The sequence below is a fragment of the Paenibacillus konkukensis genome (assembly GCF_023523925.1).
Classification (GTDB): domain Bacteria; phylum Bacillota; class Bacilli; order Paenibacillales; family NBRC-103111; genus Paenibacillus_S; species Paenibacillus_S doosanensis.
The window spans coordinates 7,010,413-7,026,208 of the sequence record NZ_CP027059.1 but is presented as its reverse complement, the minus strand read 5'-3'; the positions used below and the strand labels follow the sequence as shown (position 1 = coordinate 7,026,208).

General features: G+C 56.1%; 11 protein-coding genes. 5 read left to right on the top strand and 6 right to left on the bottom strand.

Annotated features, from left to right (window positions below):
- Positions 1 to 142 precede the first annotated feature (142 nt).
- Positions 143 to 2,494 carry a helix-turn-helix domain-containing protein gene (locus tag SK3146_RS30485; RefSeq protein ID WP_249862311.1) on the top strand — a complete coding sequence of 784 codons (2,352 nt, stop codon included), beginning with the start codon at positions 143 to 145 and terminating at the stop codon, positions 2,492 to 2,494.
- Between the two features lie 272 nt (positions 2,495 to 2,766).
- Here SK3146_RS30485 and SK3146_RS30480 read toward each other — a convergent pair whose 3' ends face one another.
- Both SK3146_RS30480 and SK3146_RS30475 read right to left on the bottom strand, forming a co-directional pair.
- A complete protein-coding gene (locus tag SK3146_RS30480) occupies positions 2,767 to 3,936 on the bottom strand; it encodes a DUF2087 domain-containing protein (RefSeq protein WP_249862310.1) in 1,170 nt (389 codons plus the stop codon).
- A gap of 137 nt (positions 3,937 to 4,073) precedes the next feature.
- Positions 4,074 to 6,065, bottom strand: coding sequence for a heparinase II/III domain-containing protein (locus SK3146_RS30475; RefSeq protein WP_249862309.1), 1,992 nt, complete (start codon positions 6,063 to 6,065; stop codon positions 4,074 to 4,076).
- A gap of 309 nt (positions 6,066 to 6,374) precedes the next feature.
- Here SK3146_RS30475 and SK3146_RS30470 point away from each other — a divergent pair, with 309 nt between their 5' ends.
- Positions 6,375 to 6,977 (top strand): MmyB family transcriptional regulator, encoded by a 603-nt coding sequence (locus SK3146_RS30470; protein WP_249862308.1) that lies wholly within the window; start codon positions 6,375 to 6,377, stop codon positions 6,975 to 6,977.
- Between the two features lie 186 nt (positions 6,978 to 7,163).
- Here the strand turns inward: SK3146_RS30470 and SK3146_RS30465 are convergent, their stop codons facing one another.
- Together SK3146_RS30465 and SK3146_RS30460 are read right to left on the bottom strand one after the other, a co-directional pair.
- The gene (locus SK3146_RS30465; protein ID WP_249862307.1) at positions 7,164 to 8,963 is read right to left on the bottom strand and encodes an ABC transporter ATP-binding protein; all 1,800 of its coding nucleotides are present in this window, start codon (positions 8,961 to 8,963) and stop codon (positions 7,164 to 7,166) included.
- Positions 8,960 to 10,711: an ABC transporter ATP-binding protein gene (locus SK3146_RS30460; RefSeq protein ID WP_249862306.1), complete on the bottom strand. Its 1,752-nt coding sequence runs from the start codon at positions 10,709 to 10,711 to the stop codon at positions 8,960 to 8,962. The genes SK3146_RS30465 and SK3146_RS30460 overlap by 4 nt, the downstream gene beginning before the upstream one ends.
- Positions 10,712 to 10,906: 195 nt before the next feature.
- Between SK3146_RS30460 and SK3146_RS30455 the strand changes: the two genes are divergently transcribed.
- Complete coding sequence (locus tag SK3146_RS30455) at positions 10,907 to 12,505, top strand: sulfatase-like hydrolase/transferase (RefSeq protein WP_249862305.1); 1,599 nt, start codon at positions 10,907 to 10,909, stop codon at positions 12,503 to 12,505.
- A gap of 68 nt (positions 12,506 to 12,573) precedes the next feature.
- On the opposite strand, the gene SK3146_RS30450 is transcribed toward SK3146_RS30455, so the two are convergent.
- Positions 12,574 to 13,467: an AraC family transcriptional regulator gene (locus SK3146_RS30450; protein ID WP_249862304.1), complete on the bottom strand. Its 894-nt coding sequence runs from the start codon at positions 13,465 to 13,467 to the stop codon at positions 12,574 to 12,576.
- 236 nt (positions 13,468 to 13,703) lie between these two features.
- Between SK3146_RS30450 and SK3146_RS30445 the strand changes: the two genes are divergently transcribed.
- Both SK3146_RS30445 and SK3146_RS30440 read left to right on the top strand, forming a co-directional pair.
- Positions 13,704 to 14,780: a Gfo/Idh/MocA family protein gene (locus SK3146_RS30445; RefSeq protein WP_249862303.1), complete on the top strand. Its 1,077-nt coding sequence runs from the start codon at positions 13,704 to 13,706 to the stop codon at positions 14,778 to 14,780.
- 41 nt (positions 14,781 to 14,821) lie between these two features.
- Positions 14,822 to 15,670, top strand: coding sequence for a sugar phosphate isomerase/epimerase family protein (locus SK3146_RS30440; RefSeq protein WP_249862302.1), 849 nt, complete (start codon positions 14,822 to 14,824; stop codon positions 15,668 to 15,670).
- On the opposite strand, the gene SK3146_RS30435 is transcribed toward SK3146_RS30440, so the two are convergent.
- A complete protein-coding gene (locus SK3146_RS30435; RefSeq protein ID WP_249862301.1) occupies positions 15,646 to 15,792 on the bottom strand; it encodes a hypothetical protein in 147 nt (48 codons plus the stop codon). The two genes, SK3146_RS30440 and SK3146_RS30435, sit on opposite strands and share 25 nt — an antisense overlap.
- Positions 15,793 to 15,796: the final 4 nt, after the last annotated feature.

Below are 15,796 nucleotides of genomic sequence, written 5' to 3'. Positions count from 1 at the left end.
AGGGGCGCATTATGCGTTCGGATGCGGGTTCACAAAAAAATTAGGGCTTGAAGCCTGTTTTCTTCTCCGCCGGGAGGGAAATGGATGCCCTGCACGAACATATATATCAATAATTATGTGGTTAATAAGGCGGTGGCCCCTGATGCTTACGCTGTGGATTCAACGCATTTGGACGTTCGGCCCTGTGCGGCTGAAGGTCATTATGACGGCTTGCTTGCTGGCTGTCGTGCCGATCGCTATTCTGGGCACAGTTACTTATATGCTGGCCAGCCACAGTCTCTTTCAGGAGATCGGGCAGGCGAATCAGGAAACCGTAAAGCAAGTTCAGGAGCGGATCGACGACAAGCTGATCAACCTCGATAAGGTCGTGCTTCAGCACGCCTTCAATCCGGTGTTCAAGGAATTTTTATCTCAAGAGAATCCTTACGGCGATCCGCAGCTGTTTAGCTCGGTGATGGCCATATTGAACTCGATGGAAGGTCTGATCAACGACAGCGACGGAGTTTATTTGTATATGACGCGTCAAAATCTGATCGTCAGCCCAAGTCAAGGATTGGCTGAAGCGAGCAGACTGCATCCGAGCGTGCTGGAAGCCATTCGATCGCATAAAGAAGCGTTCTTCTGGATTGACCGCAAGCGGTCGCAGCCTACCGTAACGCGGGGCGGCTCTCATGTCGTTACCTTGGTCCGCAAGCTGCCCGCCTCCGTTGTGGACAAGCCTCTCGGGTTTCTGGTCATCGAATTGAACGATCGCGCTTTCTTCGATGTGTTCACCCATATGCAGTTCGGGCGCAGCGGGGAAATGATTATCGTCACGCCTTCGGGCAATATTTTATCGGACTGGAACAAGCAGCTGCTGCAGCCCGACTCCGATGATCCCGTCATTCGGCGGATCGCTGCCGCCTCTCGAGACGAGGAGATGTTCACCCTGCCGATAGGTCGGCAGGACATTTTGTTCAACTATCTGAAATCCGACTATAACGGATGGCGGTATTTATCCGCCGTACCGCTTAAGGAGCTTACCAGCAGCATCCAATGGATTAAAAACGCGACGCTCGCCGTAAGCTCGCTGCTCGTGCTCATCTGCGTCATTGCGGCCGTAACGTTATCCGGCTCTTTCCTTCGCGTGCTTCAAGGCATATTGGATATGGTCCGCAAACGCGGCGGCACGCTGTCTCCTCCTCCGCATGCGACCAAAAATGAATTTAGCCTGCTGCGGCACTATATGGAGTCGCTCCACTCCGCCAACCGCCATCTGGAGCTGCAAATGACCGAATCTCTTCCTCTGCTGCGCGCCAGCTTCCTTCAGCGGCTCGTGACGGAACCGATGCAGCCTGACGAAATCGACGAAAAGCTGCGCTACTACGGGATCGATATGCCGGCTCCGTATTGTACCGTAATGTGCCTCGAACTCGACCATCTGCGCGGCCATACGGAACGGGATCTTCACCTGTTTTCGTACGCCGCCGTGAATATCGCCAAGGAACTGCTCTCCCGCTGCGCCCACGGCTTCGTCTTCCAGACGCAGACGGACGATATAACCGTCGTGCTGAATCACGGAAGCGATGAAGCCTCGACGCACGAGCTGCAAACCGCCGCCTTCAGCTTGGCGGAGGAACTGCGCAGCGTCATCCAAAGCGTCCTCAAGATCACCGTCACGGCCGGAATCGGCCGCTGTTACCAAGGCAGCTCGCAGATCAAGCTCTCTCATAAGGAAGCGCAAGAAGCATTGCAGTACCAGATGATACACGGCAGCGGCAACGTGTTCTACATCGGAGCCGTAAGTCCGCAAGCCGCCTCCTACGAATATCCGATCGAGCAGGAGCAGTTGATCTTGACCGGCGTGAAGCTGGGGCAGCTGGAACAAGTTTGCGATCAACTGGACGAGTTCGCCGCTCGGCTTACAAATGCTTCCGGAGGAGCCAACTACGACCATGTGCAGCAAGCCTTCGTGCAGTTGATCGCCGCCTCGCTCAAGACGCTGTACGAGCTCGATCCGGAAGAAGGACCGAAGGTGCTGCATTACAACGCCTATCACCGGCTCGGGCGGATGAAAACGAGCGAAGCGATCGTCAAGTGGCTTAAGGAGGAGCTGTACCCCGCCCTGCTTCAACATATTACGCAAAGACGAAGCTTGCGCCAGCGCCATACAATGGAGAAGGTACTCAATTACATTCACGAGCATTATCAGGAAGATTTGACCCAGCCGCTCCTGGCCGAACTAGCTTCGATGCCGACCTCCCAGTTCAGCCACTTGTTCAAAGTCGAAACCAGCATGACGTTAACCGACTACATTATCGCCTTTCGCATGGAGAAGGCGAAGGAGTGGCTTAGAGAGTCGGATTGCAAAGTCGCCGAAATCGCCGATCGGCTGCGCTACAACAATCCGCAAAATTTTATCCGCTCCTTCAAGCGGCTCTGCGGCATGACTCCGGGGGAATACAGGAGCAAATATTCAAGCAAGCAGCAGGCGGCTGCGACTGCCGAAGGATGAACGTCCAGCCGTCGGCTTCCTAAGGCTTTGTATCCCGGCAGGAACAAATCCCCCAAAAGTGACGTGATGCTCTGAAGCTTGTTCCGTCCGCATCCAGCCTAGGCTGGATTGGCGTCTAACCATTCCTCTGGGATCGTTCTATGGGTAGACATTACTTTCGGGGGAGCCCCCGATATCCACAGGAAATTGCTGCGCATCATTTCCTAAACAACGACAAAGAGCTTTCGTGAACGCCAAATTCACGAAAGCTCCTTGTTCGGGAGACGGCCCGATTATCCGTTATACCCCTTCTCTCCGAATGGCTGCAGCCGTTCGATCCATTTGGCTTCGAGGGCAGCCAAATCGTCGGCGATTGCTTTGGGGTTTGACTTCGGTTCTTCGATCAGTTCCAACACTTCGAACGTGAAAGAGTCTTCGCCGAATTCCTTCCAATCCTGTTGCAGCCGTTTGTTGCGGTGACCCTTCATTTCCAGCTCAAACCGCGTACGGTCCCAGATGGCGTCCAGATTGACGCTGCTTCCAACCAGCATTTTGCCGTCCGCCTTGTTGCGGATCGCATAAACGCCCATCGGCCGATTCATCTCTTGATAGGCTTTTACCAATTGTTTGCGCCGCTCCGCCGACAAGGCCGGTGCGCCCTCTTTGACCCAATATGCGCTCCCGTCGCTCTCGCGTTCCATAAACCCGTATTCGATCAAATATCTGCGCAGCGTCACATAATCGTGGTAAGCCGCCAGGAGCACCTCGTTAACCTCTTTCTCCGAGTACGTTCTGCCCCGATCGAAACGTCCGATCAAATGGCACAGCACCATAAATTTGCGCTTCTCCTTCGATGGAAACCGCGCCAGCGGACCGTCCGGCCCTTCCTTAAAATACGATAAAATCGCCGTTTGAAGCTCCTCGTCCCGGACGTCAAACCGATCGTCGCGAATGGCTATCGTGTGCTCGATCGCAGCCGCCCGCCTTTTGCCTGATTGCTTGTCCTGACCTTTATCGGCGTTAAGCTTCTGCTCAAGCAGGTCCATAATGACCAGAAACAGCTTCGCCTGTTTTTCCTTCTCGCGCAGCGCAAAACGATGATTGCGAATCGTCGAAGTGCTGCCCCCGTCCATTTTTTGCACAATTTCGTTATCGCTGTACCCTTCGTAGAACATAGCGAGCAAGTTTTTTTGCAAATCGGACAGCCCGGTCTGCTTCTTGCTTAGGCCAAGCAAATAATCGAACATCGTTCCATGCTCTTCGGCAATATGCACGGCGGTAAATTTCTCCGCCTCGTACATCGTCGTGCCGTCCGAATAAATAATCCCCTTCTCGAAGGAGCTGCCGCAAATAAGGCAAATGAACCGTCCGCTCGCTTCTTCATAACCGTATCCGCGTTTCAAATCTGGGATCGAAGCCTGCCAAAAAAAATCCGAATGATCCACGATCAAACATATCTCCATTTCATTTATATTTATATAGACATCTTATCTATCCGTTTAGTTAGTGTCAAATCGGCCTTTCGGATTTCTCGCGGACGCGCAAACAAGCGGCCTCCAAAACCGCTGGAGAACCGCTTGCTTTCTCAACCGAATTTCTTTTATTGCCCGCCGAGCTCGGCGGATAAAACGATCGGCGCACCGCCTCCGATTCGAATCCGTACTTGTTGCGCGGCGCTGTCGTAATCCGCCTGAAGCGGCTCGCCCTCCGCAAGCCCCCTCACGGCGCGGAATATCGAGATGAAGACGGTTTCCCTCCCACGTCTTCTCCGCACCAGCGAGCTCCGCTTGCCGACCGCCGGCATCGCTGTCGTCTCCGCCAAATAAAGCTCCTCCGCGTTCTCCGCGGCCAAGCCGATCAGCTGCAGCCGGTCGCCGCTTCCGCCGCTGTCGTCCCACGTCCACTCCATCGACCAGCGGCTGCCGTCCGAATCTGCGCGCCGAACGTCGCGGAAGAAGGCGTAGCCGTCCTCGGTCCCCAGCGCGGCTTCGGCAGCGGGGCTCCACTCAGGCGAGCCCGCTCCCGCAGCCGGCCGCCCTTGCGTATGGATAATCCAATCCACCTGCTGCTCCGCCTCGCATTGGACGTGGAATACGTCGAGCAGCACGTCGGCGTGAAGGACGACTTTGCGCCGCAGACGCGCTCCGGGATAGGCCCCGTCGACGGCCATCACCGCTTCCAGCGTCCCGTCCGGATGCGCCCGCGTCCATTCGACGACGCCTTCCGCTTCCGCTTGGGAACGCCCGCCGATCGCTACCGTATTGTGAGCGGCGGTCTGCTTGAAGTAATCGAAATGGATCGAATTGCCGTACGGCAGCATGCCCGCGTCCGTCAGCCAAGGATGCCCGCCCGCATAATACAGCAGGTTCAACTTGTCCTGATGGCCGTGCCATCCTCCGTGTTCGCCGTAATCGATCGTCGCGACCCGGCCGAGCTCCGGCGACGAAGCCTGCCGCTTCATAAACAGCATGCCGGCCTTCTGCAAGTGCACGAAGCCGTCGTCCGCTATCTCCGCTTGGTTCCGGCCGCCCTGCGCCTCCTCGAAGCCGAACAAAATGCTGTACAGCGATTCCCTCGGGCCGCGGGCGACGATCTCGCTCCCCAATCCGAAATACCGGTTCGCCATTTCGTACAGATGCGCGTACCGCGTCAGACTCACTTCCCCCGAATCGTGAATCGGCGGCAGCGTTCCGTCCGGCAGCATGCATTCGAGCGGCGCGCGGAACATCGACTGGAATCTCGGCTCCTCGTACAGCCGGAGCCCGAAGCTCTCGCCCGCGAGCACGATCAGCGTCTGCGCTTCCAGCGTATAGAAGTGGTAGCCCCACGCCCCTTCGTACCAGAAGCCGTCCTCTCCCAGACTGTTCGCCATCTGAAAGTAAAACCCGTTCTCCGGATCGTGAACGGCCTGACGCATCATCTCCTCGTCGCCTAAAGCGGCGGCGACCAGCGCCTTGGCCGCATTGTGATACGTTTGCCAATTCGATATGCCGGCCGGGTTGTTCGCGATCACATCGAGCGCGGGAAGCAGCAGCTGATCGGCGATCATGCGGCTCTCCTCCGCCGTAAATACCCCTTGGCGCTCTAGGATATGATAACCCTGCGCCAGCAAGCACAGCCAGCTCGCTTCCGACAAAGTCTGGCACATGACTTTCCCCGACGTATGGCCCGCTCCGCCGTACCGGTCATGCAGCGGATACCGGTCGTACTGCCGCGCGTAAATCAGCAGCACGCGCTTAGCCCATTCTCCCCAGCGTTCTCCGCCTTCCATCGCATATATCAATGCCGCATTGCGGCATATTCTGCCGTAATTCCAATGCTCGTTGGCAATGGCCACCTCATCCCACGGCGATCCGCTCCAAACGCTGGAACAAGTCGGGCAGCGATGATGATGACGATCTATCAAGACGAGCCGGTCCCCGTCGTTCGGACAGTTGTAATCGTGGCTCCAGCCGCCTCCCGAAAGCGGGATGTCGATCGGCTTGTCCAACGCAGGCTCCGCCTGACGGCGGAAATGCTCATAGGCGTTCATCGCCTGCGGGTAACGCTTACATTTATCTTGGACTCGGCTGAAAAATTCCTTGCTCCACATAGGTATTCCCCCTTCAAGTCGCTAATCCGGCCCGTCCTGCTCCTTCGGGCCGGCAAGCTCGCATCTGTTGCCGCACTGTTCATGCTACCAGAAAGCTCCGGGGCAAAGTTTCGGTCTATTGCGAAAAAATGTCGCTACTTTACGTTTCACAAAGACCGTTTCAGGCCGCTGGTATGAAAAGGAATTAAAAATCCTACGATAACATCGCTTTGCAGTATTGTGTTTTATAAACGGATGTCATATAATCACTTGTACGATTATTAATGGAGTGACCACACAGTGACCTTACTATATAATGAATCCTTACATATGAATGAAACGGTACATACATCCGAAGCCTCCGAGGACGAAGGGCTCCCGCCCTTGTCCGCCGCATTTGCCGAGGAGCCTTCCGCCATCAGCCCTACCCTGCAGCGCATTCTCGATTACTTGTGTCCCTGTCCGGCGTTTATCGCCGATCGCCGCTGCAACATCATAGGCTGGAACAAGGCCGCCAGCGCCGTTATGCGCAGCCTCGGCCCGATCAGCATCGAGGAGCGCAACATCGTGTGGCTTTCTTTCATGAAGCGCGAGCTGCAGGAGCTTGTTGTCAACTGGGAAGATTTCGCCAAAGATTTCTTGTCCATCTTCCGCAATTATTACGGTCAATACGGAGCCGATCCTTGGTATGCCGAATTCGCCGAGCAATGCGGCAGGCTCAATCCGCAGTTTACCCAGTTGTGGCAGCGCAGCGATCTTGTCACGACGCCGGTAACGGTTCGCGAGTTTAACCATCCGGAAGCCGGCAACATGCACTTCGAAATTACTTCGTTCCAGGTATACGCCCATGCCGACCTTCGCTGCTGCGTCTATACTCCATTGCCGGAATCGGAGACCGAGACGAAGATGAAGCAATTGCTAAGCGCCATCTGAGAAAAACGTCTTTCGACGTCGCAGGCCGACCTGCGAATTATCGCGCTTTCCTTCGCTGTGCGTCATCGCCCTCCAAGTACTCTGCTAAGCGAATAAGCCGCCGTTAAGACGGCAAAACCGCCTGTGAACCGGCCGTAAGCCGGATCGCAGGCGGTTTTGCTTTCTTATGCCGCGTACGCCTCTCCTCTAACCCGGAGAGACGGCCTTCTCCTCGCCTTCCTCGCGAAACCATAAATGCCGCAGTTCCCCGCTCGTCTCAAGAAGCCGTTCAAGCGTACCCTCGGCCTCGATGCGCCCGTCCTTCAGCACGATAATATGATCCGCATGGGACAGCGCCGTCTTGCGGTGCGAGATGACCAGGCATGTCGCCTCGCCCTCGCGCTGCTCATAGATACGCTCCCACAGCTTGCGTTCGGTTTCGACGTCCAATGCGCTCGACAAGTCGTCGAACACGAGCAGCTCGGCGTCGCGGACGAACATGCGCGCCGCTGCGGTCCGCTGTGCCTGACCGCCGGAGAGCTTCACGCCGCGCGGTCCGATGATCGTATCCAGTCCTTGCCCCAGTTGACTTATATCGCGTTCAAGCACGGCCGAATGAATCGCCTCCTGCAGCGGAGCCGTCTGCCGATCCAAGCCGAGAAGGATGTTATTGCGCAGCGTGTCGCTGTACAGCCTCGGCACCTGCGGCGTATAGGCGCTGTGCGGCGGGGTGAAGAATTCGCCGGGCTCGGTCACCTGCTGCCGGTTCCATTCGATGCGGCCTTCGTCCATCGGCAGGAGGCCGAGCAGCGTACGGACGAGCGTCGTCTTGCCGGAGCCGATGCGGCCCGTAACGACCGTGAACGATCCGCGCGGAATGCGCAGCGTGATATTCTCGATCCCTCTGCCCGTTTCCGGATACCGATAAGTCAAACCGCTCACCTCCAGCAGCTCCAGACGGCCGCCTTCCGCATGAGGGCGCGTGACCTCGAAAGCGCCTGTCTCCCGAAGCTCCGACCGCAAATACAAAGGATGATACTCGGTCGCCACCGCCAGATCCGCCCCTTGCATCAGCCGCTCCAGACGGTCCTTCGATACCGTGCATTGCTTGAAATATGTCAGAAACTTGCCGAAGTTCTGAATGAACTGAGTGACGAACGTCAAGTAATAGACGAACAATGCGAAATCGCCGACCGTGAAGCTGCCGCTGCGCATCGACTGCGCCGCCAGGAGCAGAATCAATCCGGTCCCGATGTTAACCGTGTTGGAAAAGACCGAATCCAGCATTTGCGTCAGCAGCTTATCCTTCAGCATCGCCTGCCGGCGGTTGTCGTTCAGCTCCCGGAAACGGCGGATTACTCTCCCTTCCGCTCCCGCCACCTGAATCGACTGAACGGTGCTGAACATTTCGCTGATCGCACCCGTTACTTGGCTCGTCGCCTCGCGGCTTGCCGCCCGGTATTTTTGCAGCAGCGTCGTCGAGAGCTGGGCGATCGTTACGACGAAAACCAAGGGAAGGAACACCCACAGCGTCATCGTAGGGCTAATGCCGTATAAAATGACGAAGGATACGACCGCAAAACAGGTCATGCCGAACGCATCGACCGACCAGCTGATCGTCTCCTCAACCTGGTCGACGTCATCTCGGAAGCTGCTGATGGCTTCTCCGGGGGAGCAAGGAATCGCCTTCGCTCCCGGCTCCTTCAAAATATGCTTCAGCATGTTTCGGCGCAGCAGCGCTCCGATCCGAAAGCGAAAGCTGATATCGGTGATGAAACCGAAAATAATCAGGAACGACTTGCCTATCGCCGCCGCCAGCAGCAGCGCGATCAGCGACCAGACGCCGAAGCCGTACGCGCTTTCCCCCGACAGCGTATCGAAAAACTGCTTCGTCACCCACCCCGGAACGATAGGAGCCAAATAAATGAGCGACCAGGCGATCGCATTGATGAAATACAATAGCGGACGGTACTTCGTCAGCCGCCATAAAAACCGAAACGTGCTCATGCCAGCATTTCCTCCATTCCGACCTGAAGCATTTGGCTGTATTTGGACTTATGATCCGACGCCAGCCGTGCGCGATCTCCGAATTCAATGACGCGGCCTTGCTCCAGAATGAGAATTTGATCGGCCCTCTGGATCGTGGCCAGCCGGTGCGCGATAATGATGCAAGTACGGTTCACCAGCAGCCGGCTGATCGCCTGCTCGATCTTCTGCTCGGTTGCCGGGTCCAGCCGGGAGGACGCTTCATCCAAAATAATAAGGCCGGGATCGGACAAAAACACGCGCGCGAACGATATGAGCTGGGCCTCTCCGGCCGACAATCCGCCGCCCCCCGATTCCAGCGCGCTGTCCAGTCCGGACGGCAGAGAACGGAACCATTCCTTAAGCCCCAGCTCCTCCAGCACATGAATAATATCCGTATCCGCAATATCTTCCCTGAAGAAAGTCAGATTGTCGCGCACCGTTCCTTGAAAAATCTCGATGTTTTGTGTGACCATCCCGACCCTTTCCCGCAGGTCGCTCAGCTTCGCGTCGCGAATATCGACATCTCCGAACGAAATGCCGCCGCTGCGCACATCGTAGAAGCGGAGCAGCAGCCGGGCCAGCGTCGTCTTGCCGCTCCCCGTGCGTCCCAGCACGCCGAGCACCTTGCCCCGCTCCAGCCGGAAATCAATGCCGTCCAGCGTCGTTATGTCGTCCTCATAGCCGAAGTCGACTTGATTGAAGCGCACGGATAACGGCCCCGCAGGCAGCGGCAGACCGATCCCGTCGCGGATCGCCGGCTGTGTGGCGAGCAGCTCGCGAATGCGTATGATGCTTGCGTCCGCTTTTTGCAAATCTTCCATTTGCGTGCGGATTTTCTCGATCGGTTTAGCCATCAGCTCGGTATAATAAAAGATCATATAGACCGTTCCGAGCGTAATGGAGCCGTGCTTCCAATAATAGGCGCTTAGCGCGAACGCAATCGCGTTGCCGATGGCGAAGACGACGAGCGTCGTAATCCACATGCTCGCCCAACCCATAAAAGCTTTCGTGCGAAGCGGCAGCCACTCCCGAATTAACCGGAAGAAGCGATGCATGACGTAATCGGTGGCGCCGTTCGCCCGCGTATCCTCCGTGCCTTCGAGATGCTCTCCCAGAAAGCCGTAAAATTTGGAGCTCATCTGCCGCAAATTACCCCAATGCGGAACAGCGAACTTACGTATATATTGAATGGCGTATATAGCGGACACGACGAACAGCGTCATGCCGAGCCCGATGACGAAGCCCTCCCGGAACAGCAGCACGAGCATGCCGACGACAAGCAGCATGTTGCTGAGCAGCGTGACGACGAAGTTGGAGAAGAAGTTTGCCAAGTTGTTAATATCGCCGTCCACCCTTTCGATAATGGCTCCCGAGGTGTGCGCCTTATGGAAGGACATGTCGAGCTTCATGCAATGCTCGGCGACGTCGCCCCGCAGCTTGTTCGTGGCGATCCAGCCGACGTTTTCGCCGATATAAGTCGCGATAACCGTAATGACCTGCTGCAGCAGCGATACGCCGATGAACAAGCCTGCGGCATACAGCAGCGGCTTCACGCTCTCCTGCGTCTTGGCCGTATCGATGAAATAGCGGATAATTTGCGGATTGATCAGCTGCATGACGATCCCCGCTATGAGCAGAACGGCGAGCCACGCGATACTCTTCTTCTGCGGCCGCAAATAGCTTTGCAGCAGCCCGGCGTATTCTTTTGCCGGTATTTTTGCTTTCATAACCTGAAAATCCTCCTCTATCTGCGCCTGTCTGGAAAAAAAGGGTATGCAAGTAACTTTAGTAGATCGCCGCTGCGGCGTCAACGTATTTTTTGATTGAAAATGAATCTTGGCATCGCTTTCAATTTTGATGTATCGCCTGCCTCGTTCATGCTATAATAGGATCAATTTGGTTGGAATAGGAGCCATGCCTTTATGTCATTCAACTTACGCCGCTATCCTCCCTGGGCCAGGTGGACCGCATTGATTGCAGCCGCCGGACTGCTCGCCGTGCTGCGCAGCTCCTCCCCTTGGGAGGAACCCGAGGAACCCGATCCCCGCAAGCCGCTGCAGCTGGAAATATCGACGGAAGACTGGAGCCGCGAGCAGTTAAGCCGTGATCCCAATGTGATCGTCGTCCTCAGCGAAGCGTTCTGGGACCCTACGGTCATCGAAGGGCTCAGCTTCAGCCGGGACCCGATCCCTACGTTCCACGCCCTCCAGGAAAAATATACGAACGGCCGGCTGCTGTCCCCCCAATTCGGCGGCGGCACCGCCAATGTCGAGCTCGAAGTACTGACCGGCAATTCCATGCGTTTTCTGCCTGAAGGCTCTATCGCCTACGAGCAATTTATTAAGAAGGACGTCGACTCGCTGGCTAGTATCCTGGGCCGCCGGCAATATACATCAACGGTCATAAGCCCGTTCTACAATTGGTATTTCGACAGCCGCAACGTATACCGGCATTTCGGTTTCTCGCGGTTTATCAGCTTTGAATTTTTCAACCCGAACGAATATGTGGGACCGTATATCGGCGATCACGCCGTAGCCAAACGGATCATTGAGCAAAGCTCGCTGAGCGAAGGGCCCGATTTTATTTTTGCCAATACGATGGAAAATCACTACCATTACTTTGCCAACAAGTTTAAAAGCAATACCATCGACATCAAAGATACGAACGGCAATATGTCCCTAGAAGCGTTGGCCATCTTGGAGACTTATGCCCAGGGAGCCAGCGGAGCGGACGCCATGCTGCATGAGCTGGTTGAGCACTACAGCCGCGTGAAGGAACCGACGATTATCGTCTTCTTCGGCGATCATCTGCCTTTTCTGGAAAAAGATTATTTCGTCTACCGCGAAAGCCGGTACATATCGGGCGAGAACGATCCGGATTTTCTGGACAAAATGTACAGCACGCCCGTGCTCGTTTGGAACAATTATTTGCCGCAAAATAAGGAAACGCTGCATATGAGCCCTTCGTTTCTCGGGCCGTACGTGCTTCATTTGGCCAAGCTGGCCGGCAGCGGGTATACGGACTTTTTATACGACTTATACAAGCGCATTCCGATCATTCCGCCGAAGTCTTATTATGAAGCTATGAATATCCGCGAGGCGGATTTGGCGGAGTATGAAGCCAGGCAGCGGCAAATTCTCGCTTTGGACGAACAAGCGCCGGACGAAAGCGCGGCTCCCGCGAATGATGCCAATTATACGATGGGATATGGCGCACCGTCGATCGCCTCCGTAAGTCCCGCATCGATCCGAGCGGGGGACGGCAAGCTGCCGGATCTGAGGAAATCGGCCTCCGTTACGGTCCGCGGCGGCAAATTCGGCATCGGTACGATAGTCTTCGCCGACGGTCGGCCGCTGCCTACGACATGGCTATCCGAAGAAGCCGTAACGGCCGAAATCCCCAAGAACATGTACGATAAGCCCGGCAGCCTGGAGCTGCAGGTCAAGGTCGTGGACGAGAAAGAGACCGTCCTGGCCGAATCGCAAGTCTACCTGCTGAGCGTAACGAACCAGAAGCCCTGAGCGCCCGCCCTCTTTGTTCGGAGAGCGAGCCTCGGGGCTTGCTTATGCTGAAGCATACAGCAGATAGATTACGGCGATCTGGTCCCCGGCGTTCTGAGCTTGCGGTATTCCGCCGGCGTCATCCCTTTGGTTTCGCGGAAAATCCGCGAAAACGTATTGTAAGATCCGTAGCCGGTCTCCATAGCAATATCCGAAACGTTCATCTCCGTAGAAATTAACAGGCCGCAAGCCTGGCGAATGCGCACCTCGTGCACGAAGGCGAGAAAATTTTGTCCGACTGTTTTTTTGAACAGCTCGCTTAAATAAGGAACGCTAAATCCAAACCGCTCGGCCATCCCCGATAACGTCAGCTCGTCCTGATAATGGTCGTGGATATGGCGGATTACCTGCCAGATGCTGCCTCTGGGTTGGAGCTGAAGCTTGACGCACGCGGCGGCCCGCTGCCCGCTCCGGCCCCATTCCCTGCGCCGGAAGCGGTCGAACCGGACCAGCACTTCCGTTAGCTTAGCCTTGATTATGGCATTCTTCCATAAGCCTGCACCTTCATATTCGCTGCGCATCTCCTCCAGTATCGAGCGGATCGTCCCTTGCTCCCGTTCGTCCATCTGCGCAAACGGGGGCAGCAATTCTTCCGTATAATACGGGTCGATCCCCGGCAGCTCCTCCCCCGGAGCATACAGATGGATGCCGAAGTTGCAATTGTATAAGCGAAGCGGCGCCCCCGGCTCCGATATGATCTCATGGTACTGGTACGGCATGACCAGCGTAAAGGCGCCCGGCACCATAGGATGCTCCACGCCGTTAATCATTTCGGAGCCCCGGCCTTCGATAACATAGGAAAACTCCAAAAAATCATGCCGGTGCGATTCGAACCCGTGCTCCAGCCGGTTAATTCTGAGATGAAACGGAAAGGCCGAATCCATATTCGGGTAATGGGTCAAATATTTCGGGATGATCGCCATGTTATCAATCTCACTCCTGCTGAAAAATTGGGATAACGTTCGTAAAAAATGGGACGCATTTTATACGCTTCCATTTTACTATAAAAAGGAACGCGCCGGCGCAAATTCTGTTATTGCTTGCTTCGCAAAAACTCTTAGCCGATGCTTTCGAAGCAAGTTTTTGCTTCGCAAAAACTCTTAGCCCACGCTTTCGAAGCAAGTTTTTGCTTCGCAAAAACTCTTAGGAGGGTCCACCCATGAACTCGAAAGAACAAATCCGCCTCGGAATTATCGGCGCGGGAAATATCGGCAACGTACATATTCAAACGTTCGGCCAACTGCCCGAGGACGCCTTCATTGAAGCCGTAACGGACTCGTATTATCCGCTGGCGCAGCAAAGGGCCGCCCAGTACGGCATCCCGAAATGCTATCAAAGCGCGGAGGAGCTGATCGCCGATCCGGCCGTTGATGCCGTCGTCATCGGCGTGCCGAACCAGTGGCATGCGCCGCTCGCGGTCCAAGCGCTGCAGGCGGGCAAGCATGTGCTGCTGGAGAAGCCGATGGCCATCGACGTGCCTTCGGCCCGGGAAATCGTCAGAGCGCAGCGCGAGAGCGGCAAGGTGCTGATGATCCCTCATCAGATGCGCTGGGAATGGCTTCCTCTGCAAATTAAAGAGCAGGTCGATAAGGGGGCGCTGGGACATATCTATAACGCCAAAACAGGCTGGTTCCGCCGCAAAGGCATTCCCGGCTGGGGAACATGGTTTACGCAGCGCGAGCAATCGGGCGGCGGACCGCTGATCGACATCGGGGTCCATATGCTCGACCTGGCCTTCTTCCTGATGGGCAATCCTAAGCCGGTGTCCGTATACGGCTCCGCTTATGCGGAATTCGGACCGCGCAAACGCGGGATCGGCACTTGGGGCACACCGAACTGGGACGGCCGGTTTGACGTAGAGGACTTGGCTACCGCGCTCATCAAGATGGAGGACGGGAGCACGCTTTCGCTGGAAGTCAGCTGGGCCGTCCATATGGATACGGACAGCCAGCATTTTATTCATTTGATGGGCACCGAGGGAGGAGCGTCCATACGAGGCGGCCAAGGCAAGCTGCTTACCGAAACGTTCGACCGTGCTATCGAAACGAGCCTGGTCACTCCGGAGAAGGACGAAGGCGGACGCGTCCGGCTGAGCCGCCATTTTATCGAATGCATCCGCGAAGGAAAGCAGCCGGATACGTCGGCTATGACCGGATTCACGAACAATCTCATTTTGGATGCCATCTACGAATCGTCCAAAACCGGACATGAAGTGATTCTGGACTGGAATCTGTAGCGCTTTAAGCGATTTTCAACCGTTAAGAGGAGGCCATTTCCATGTTAAAAGGGGTAACACGCGCCGGTATCGGCCAGGCAGGCTCCATCGAATCCTTTATACAAGCCGCCGCCGAGCACGGCTTCGAGGCTGTCGCTGCGGAAGGCAAGGAGCTGGAGCAGTGGATAGCGGACAAAGGCTTTGCCGGAGCGCAGGCTTTTCTGAAAGAACACGGCGTCCAGATCGGTACGATCGGCCTATCCGTGCAATGGCGGACGACGGAAGAAGAATTCCGCTCCGGGCTCGCCAGATTGGCCCAGGATGCGGAAGCGGCCGCCGCTCTCGGCTGCACGGCATGCTGCACTTACGTGCTGCCGTCGACAGACTACTCCGCCGCCCATTTCATGGCGCTGGCTACGCGCCGGCTGCGCACATGCGCGCAGATACTGGCCCCTTACGGCATCCGGCTCGGGCTGGAATTTGTCGGCCCTCATCATTTGCGGACGCGCTGGAGAAATCCTTTCATCTGGGGACTTGCGGAGACGCTGGACTGGATCGACGCAATCGGCGAAAATAACGTAGGACTGCTGTTCGACAGCTATCATTGGTATACTAACGAGCTGGGTGTGGACGATATATTGCAGCTCGATCCTTCCCGGATCGTCCTCGTTCATATTAACGACGCTCCGGCTGTACCGGTAGAGGATGTGCTGGATAACGACCGGCTGTTCCCCGGAGAAGGCGTTATCGATCTGGCCGGATTCCTCGGCGCATTGAACCGGATCGGCTATCGGGGAGTGATTGCGCAGGAAATATTGACGCCGCAGCCGCTCACCGAGCCGAGCAGCGTTCTGCTGAAGCGCTCGCAGGAAGCATTCCGCCGCGTTTATGCGGCCGCCGGTCTGGAATAACCCTTCGGGAATCGGCCGGCCAAGTAAGCAAGCTGCTGCTCGCCGCAGCTGCACATAGCCTTGTAATAAGCCCCGGCGCGAGCCGGGGCTTTCTGCGCAATATTTTCGTTCTCCACACGCATTCGC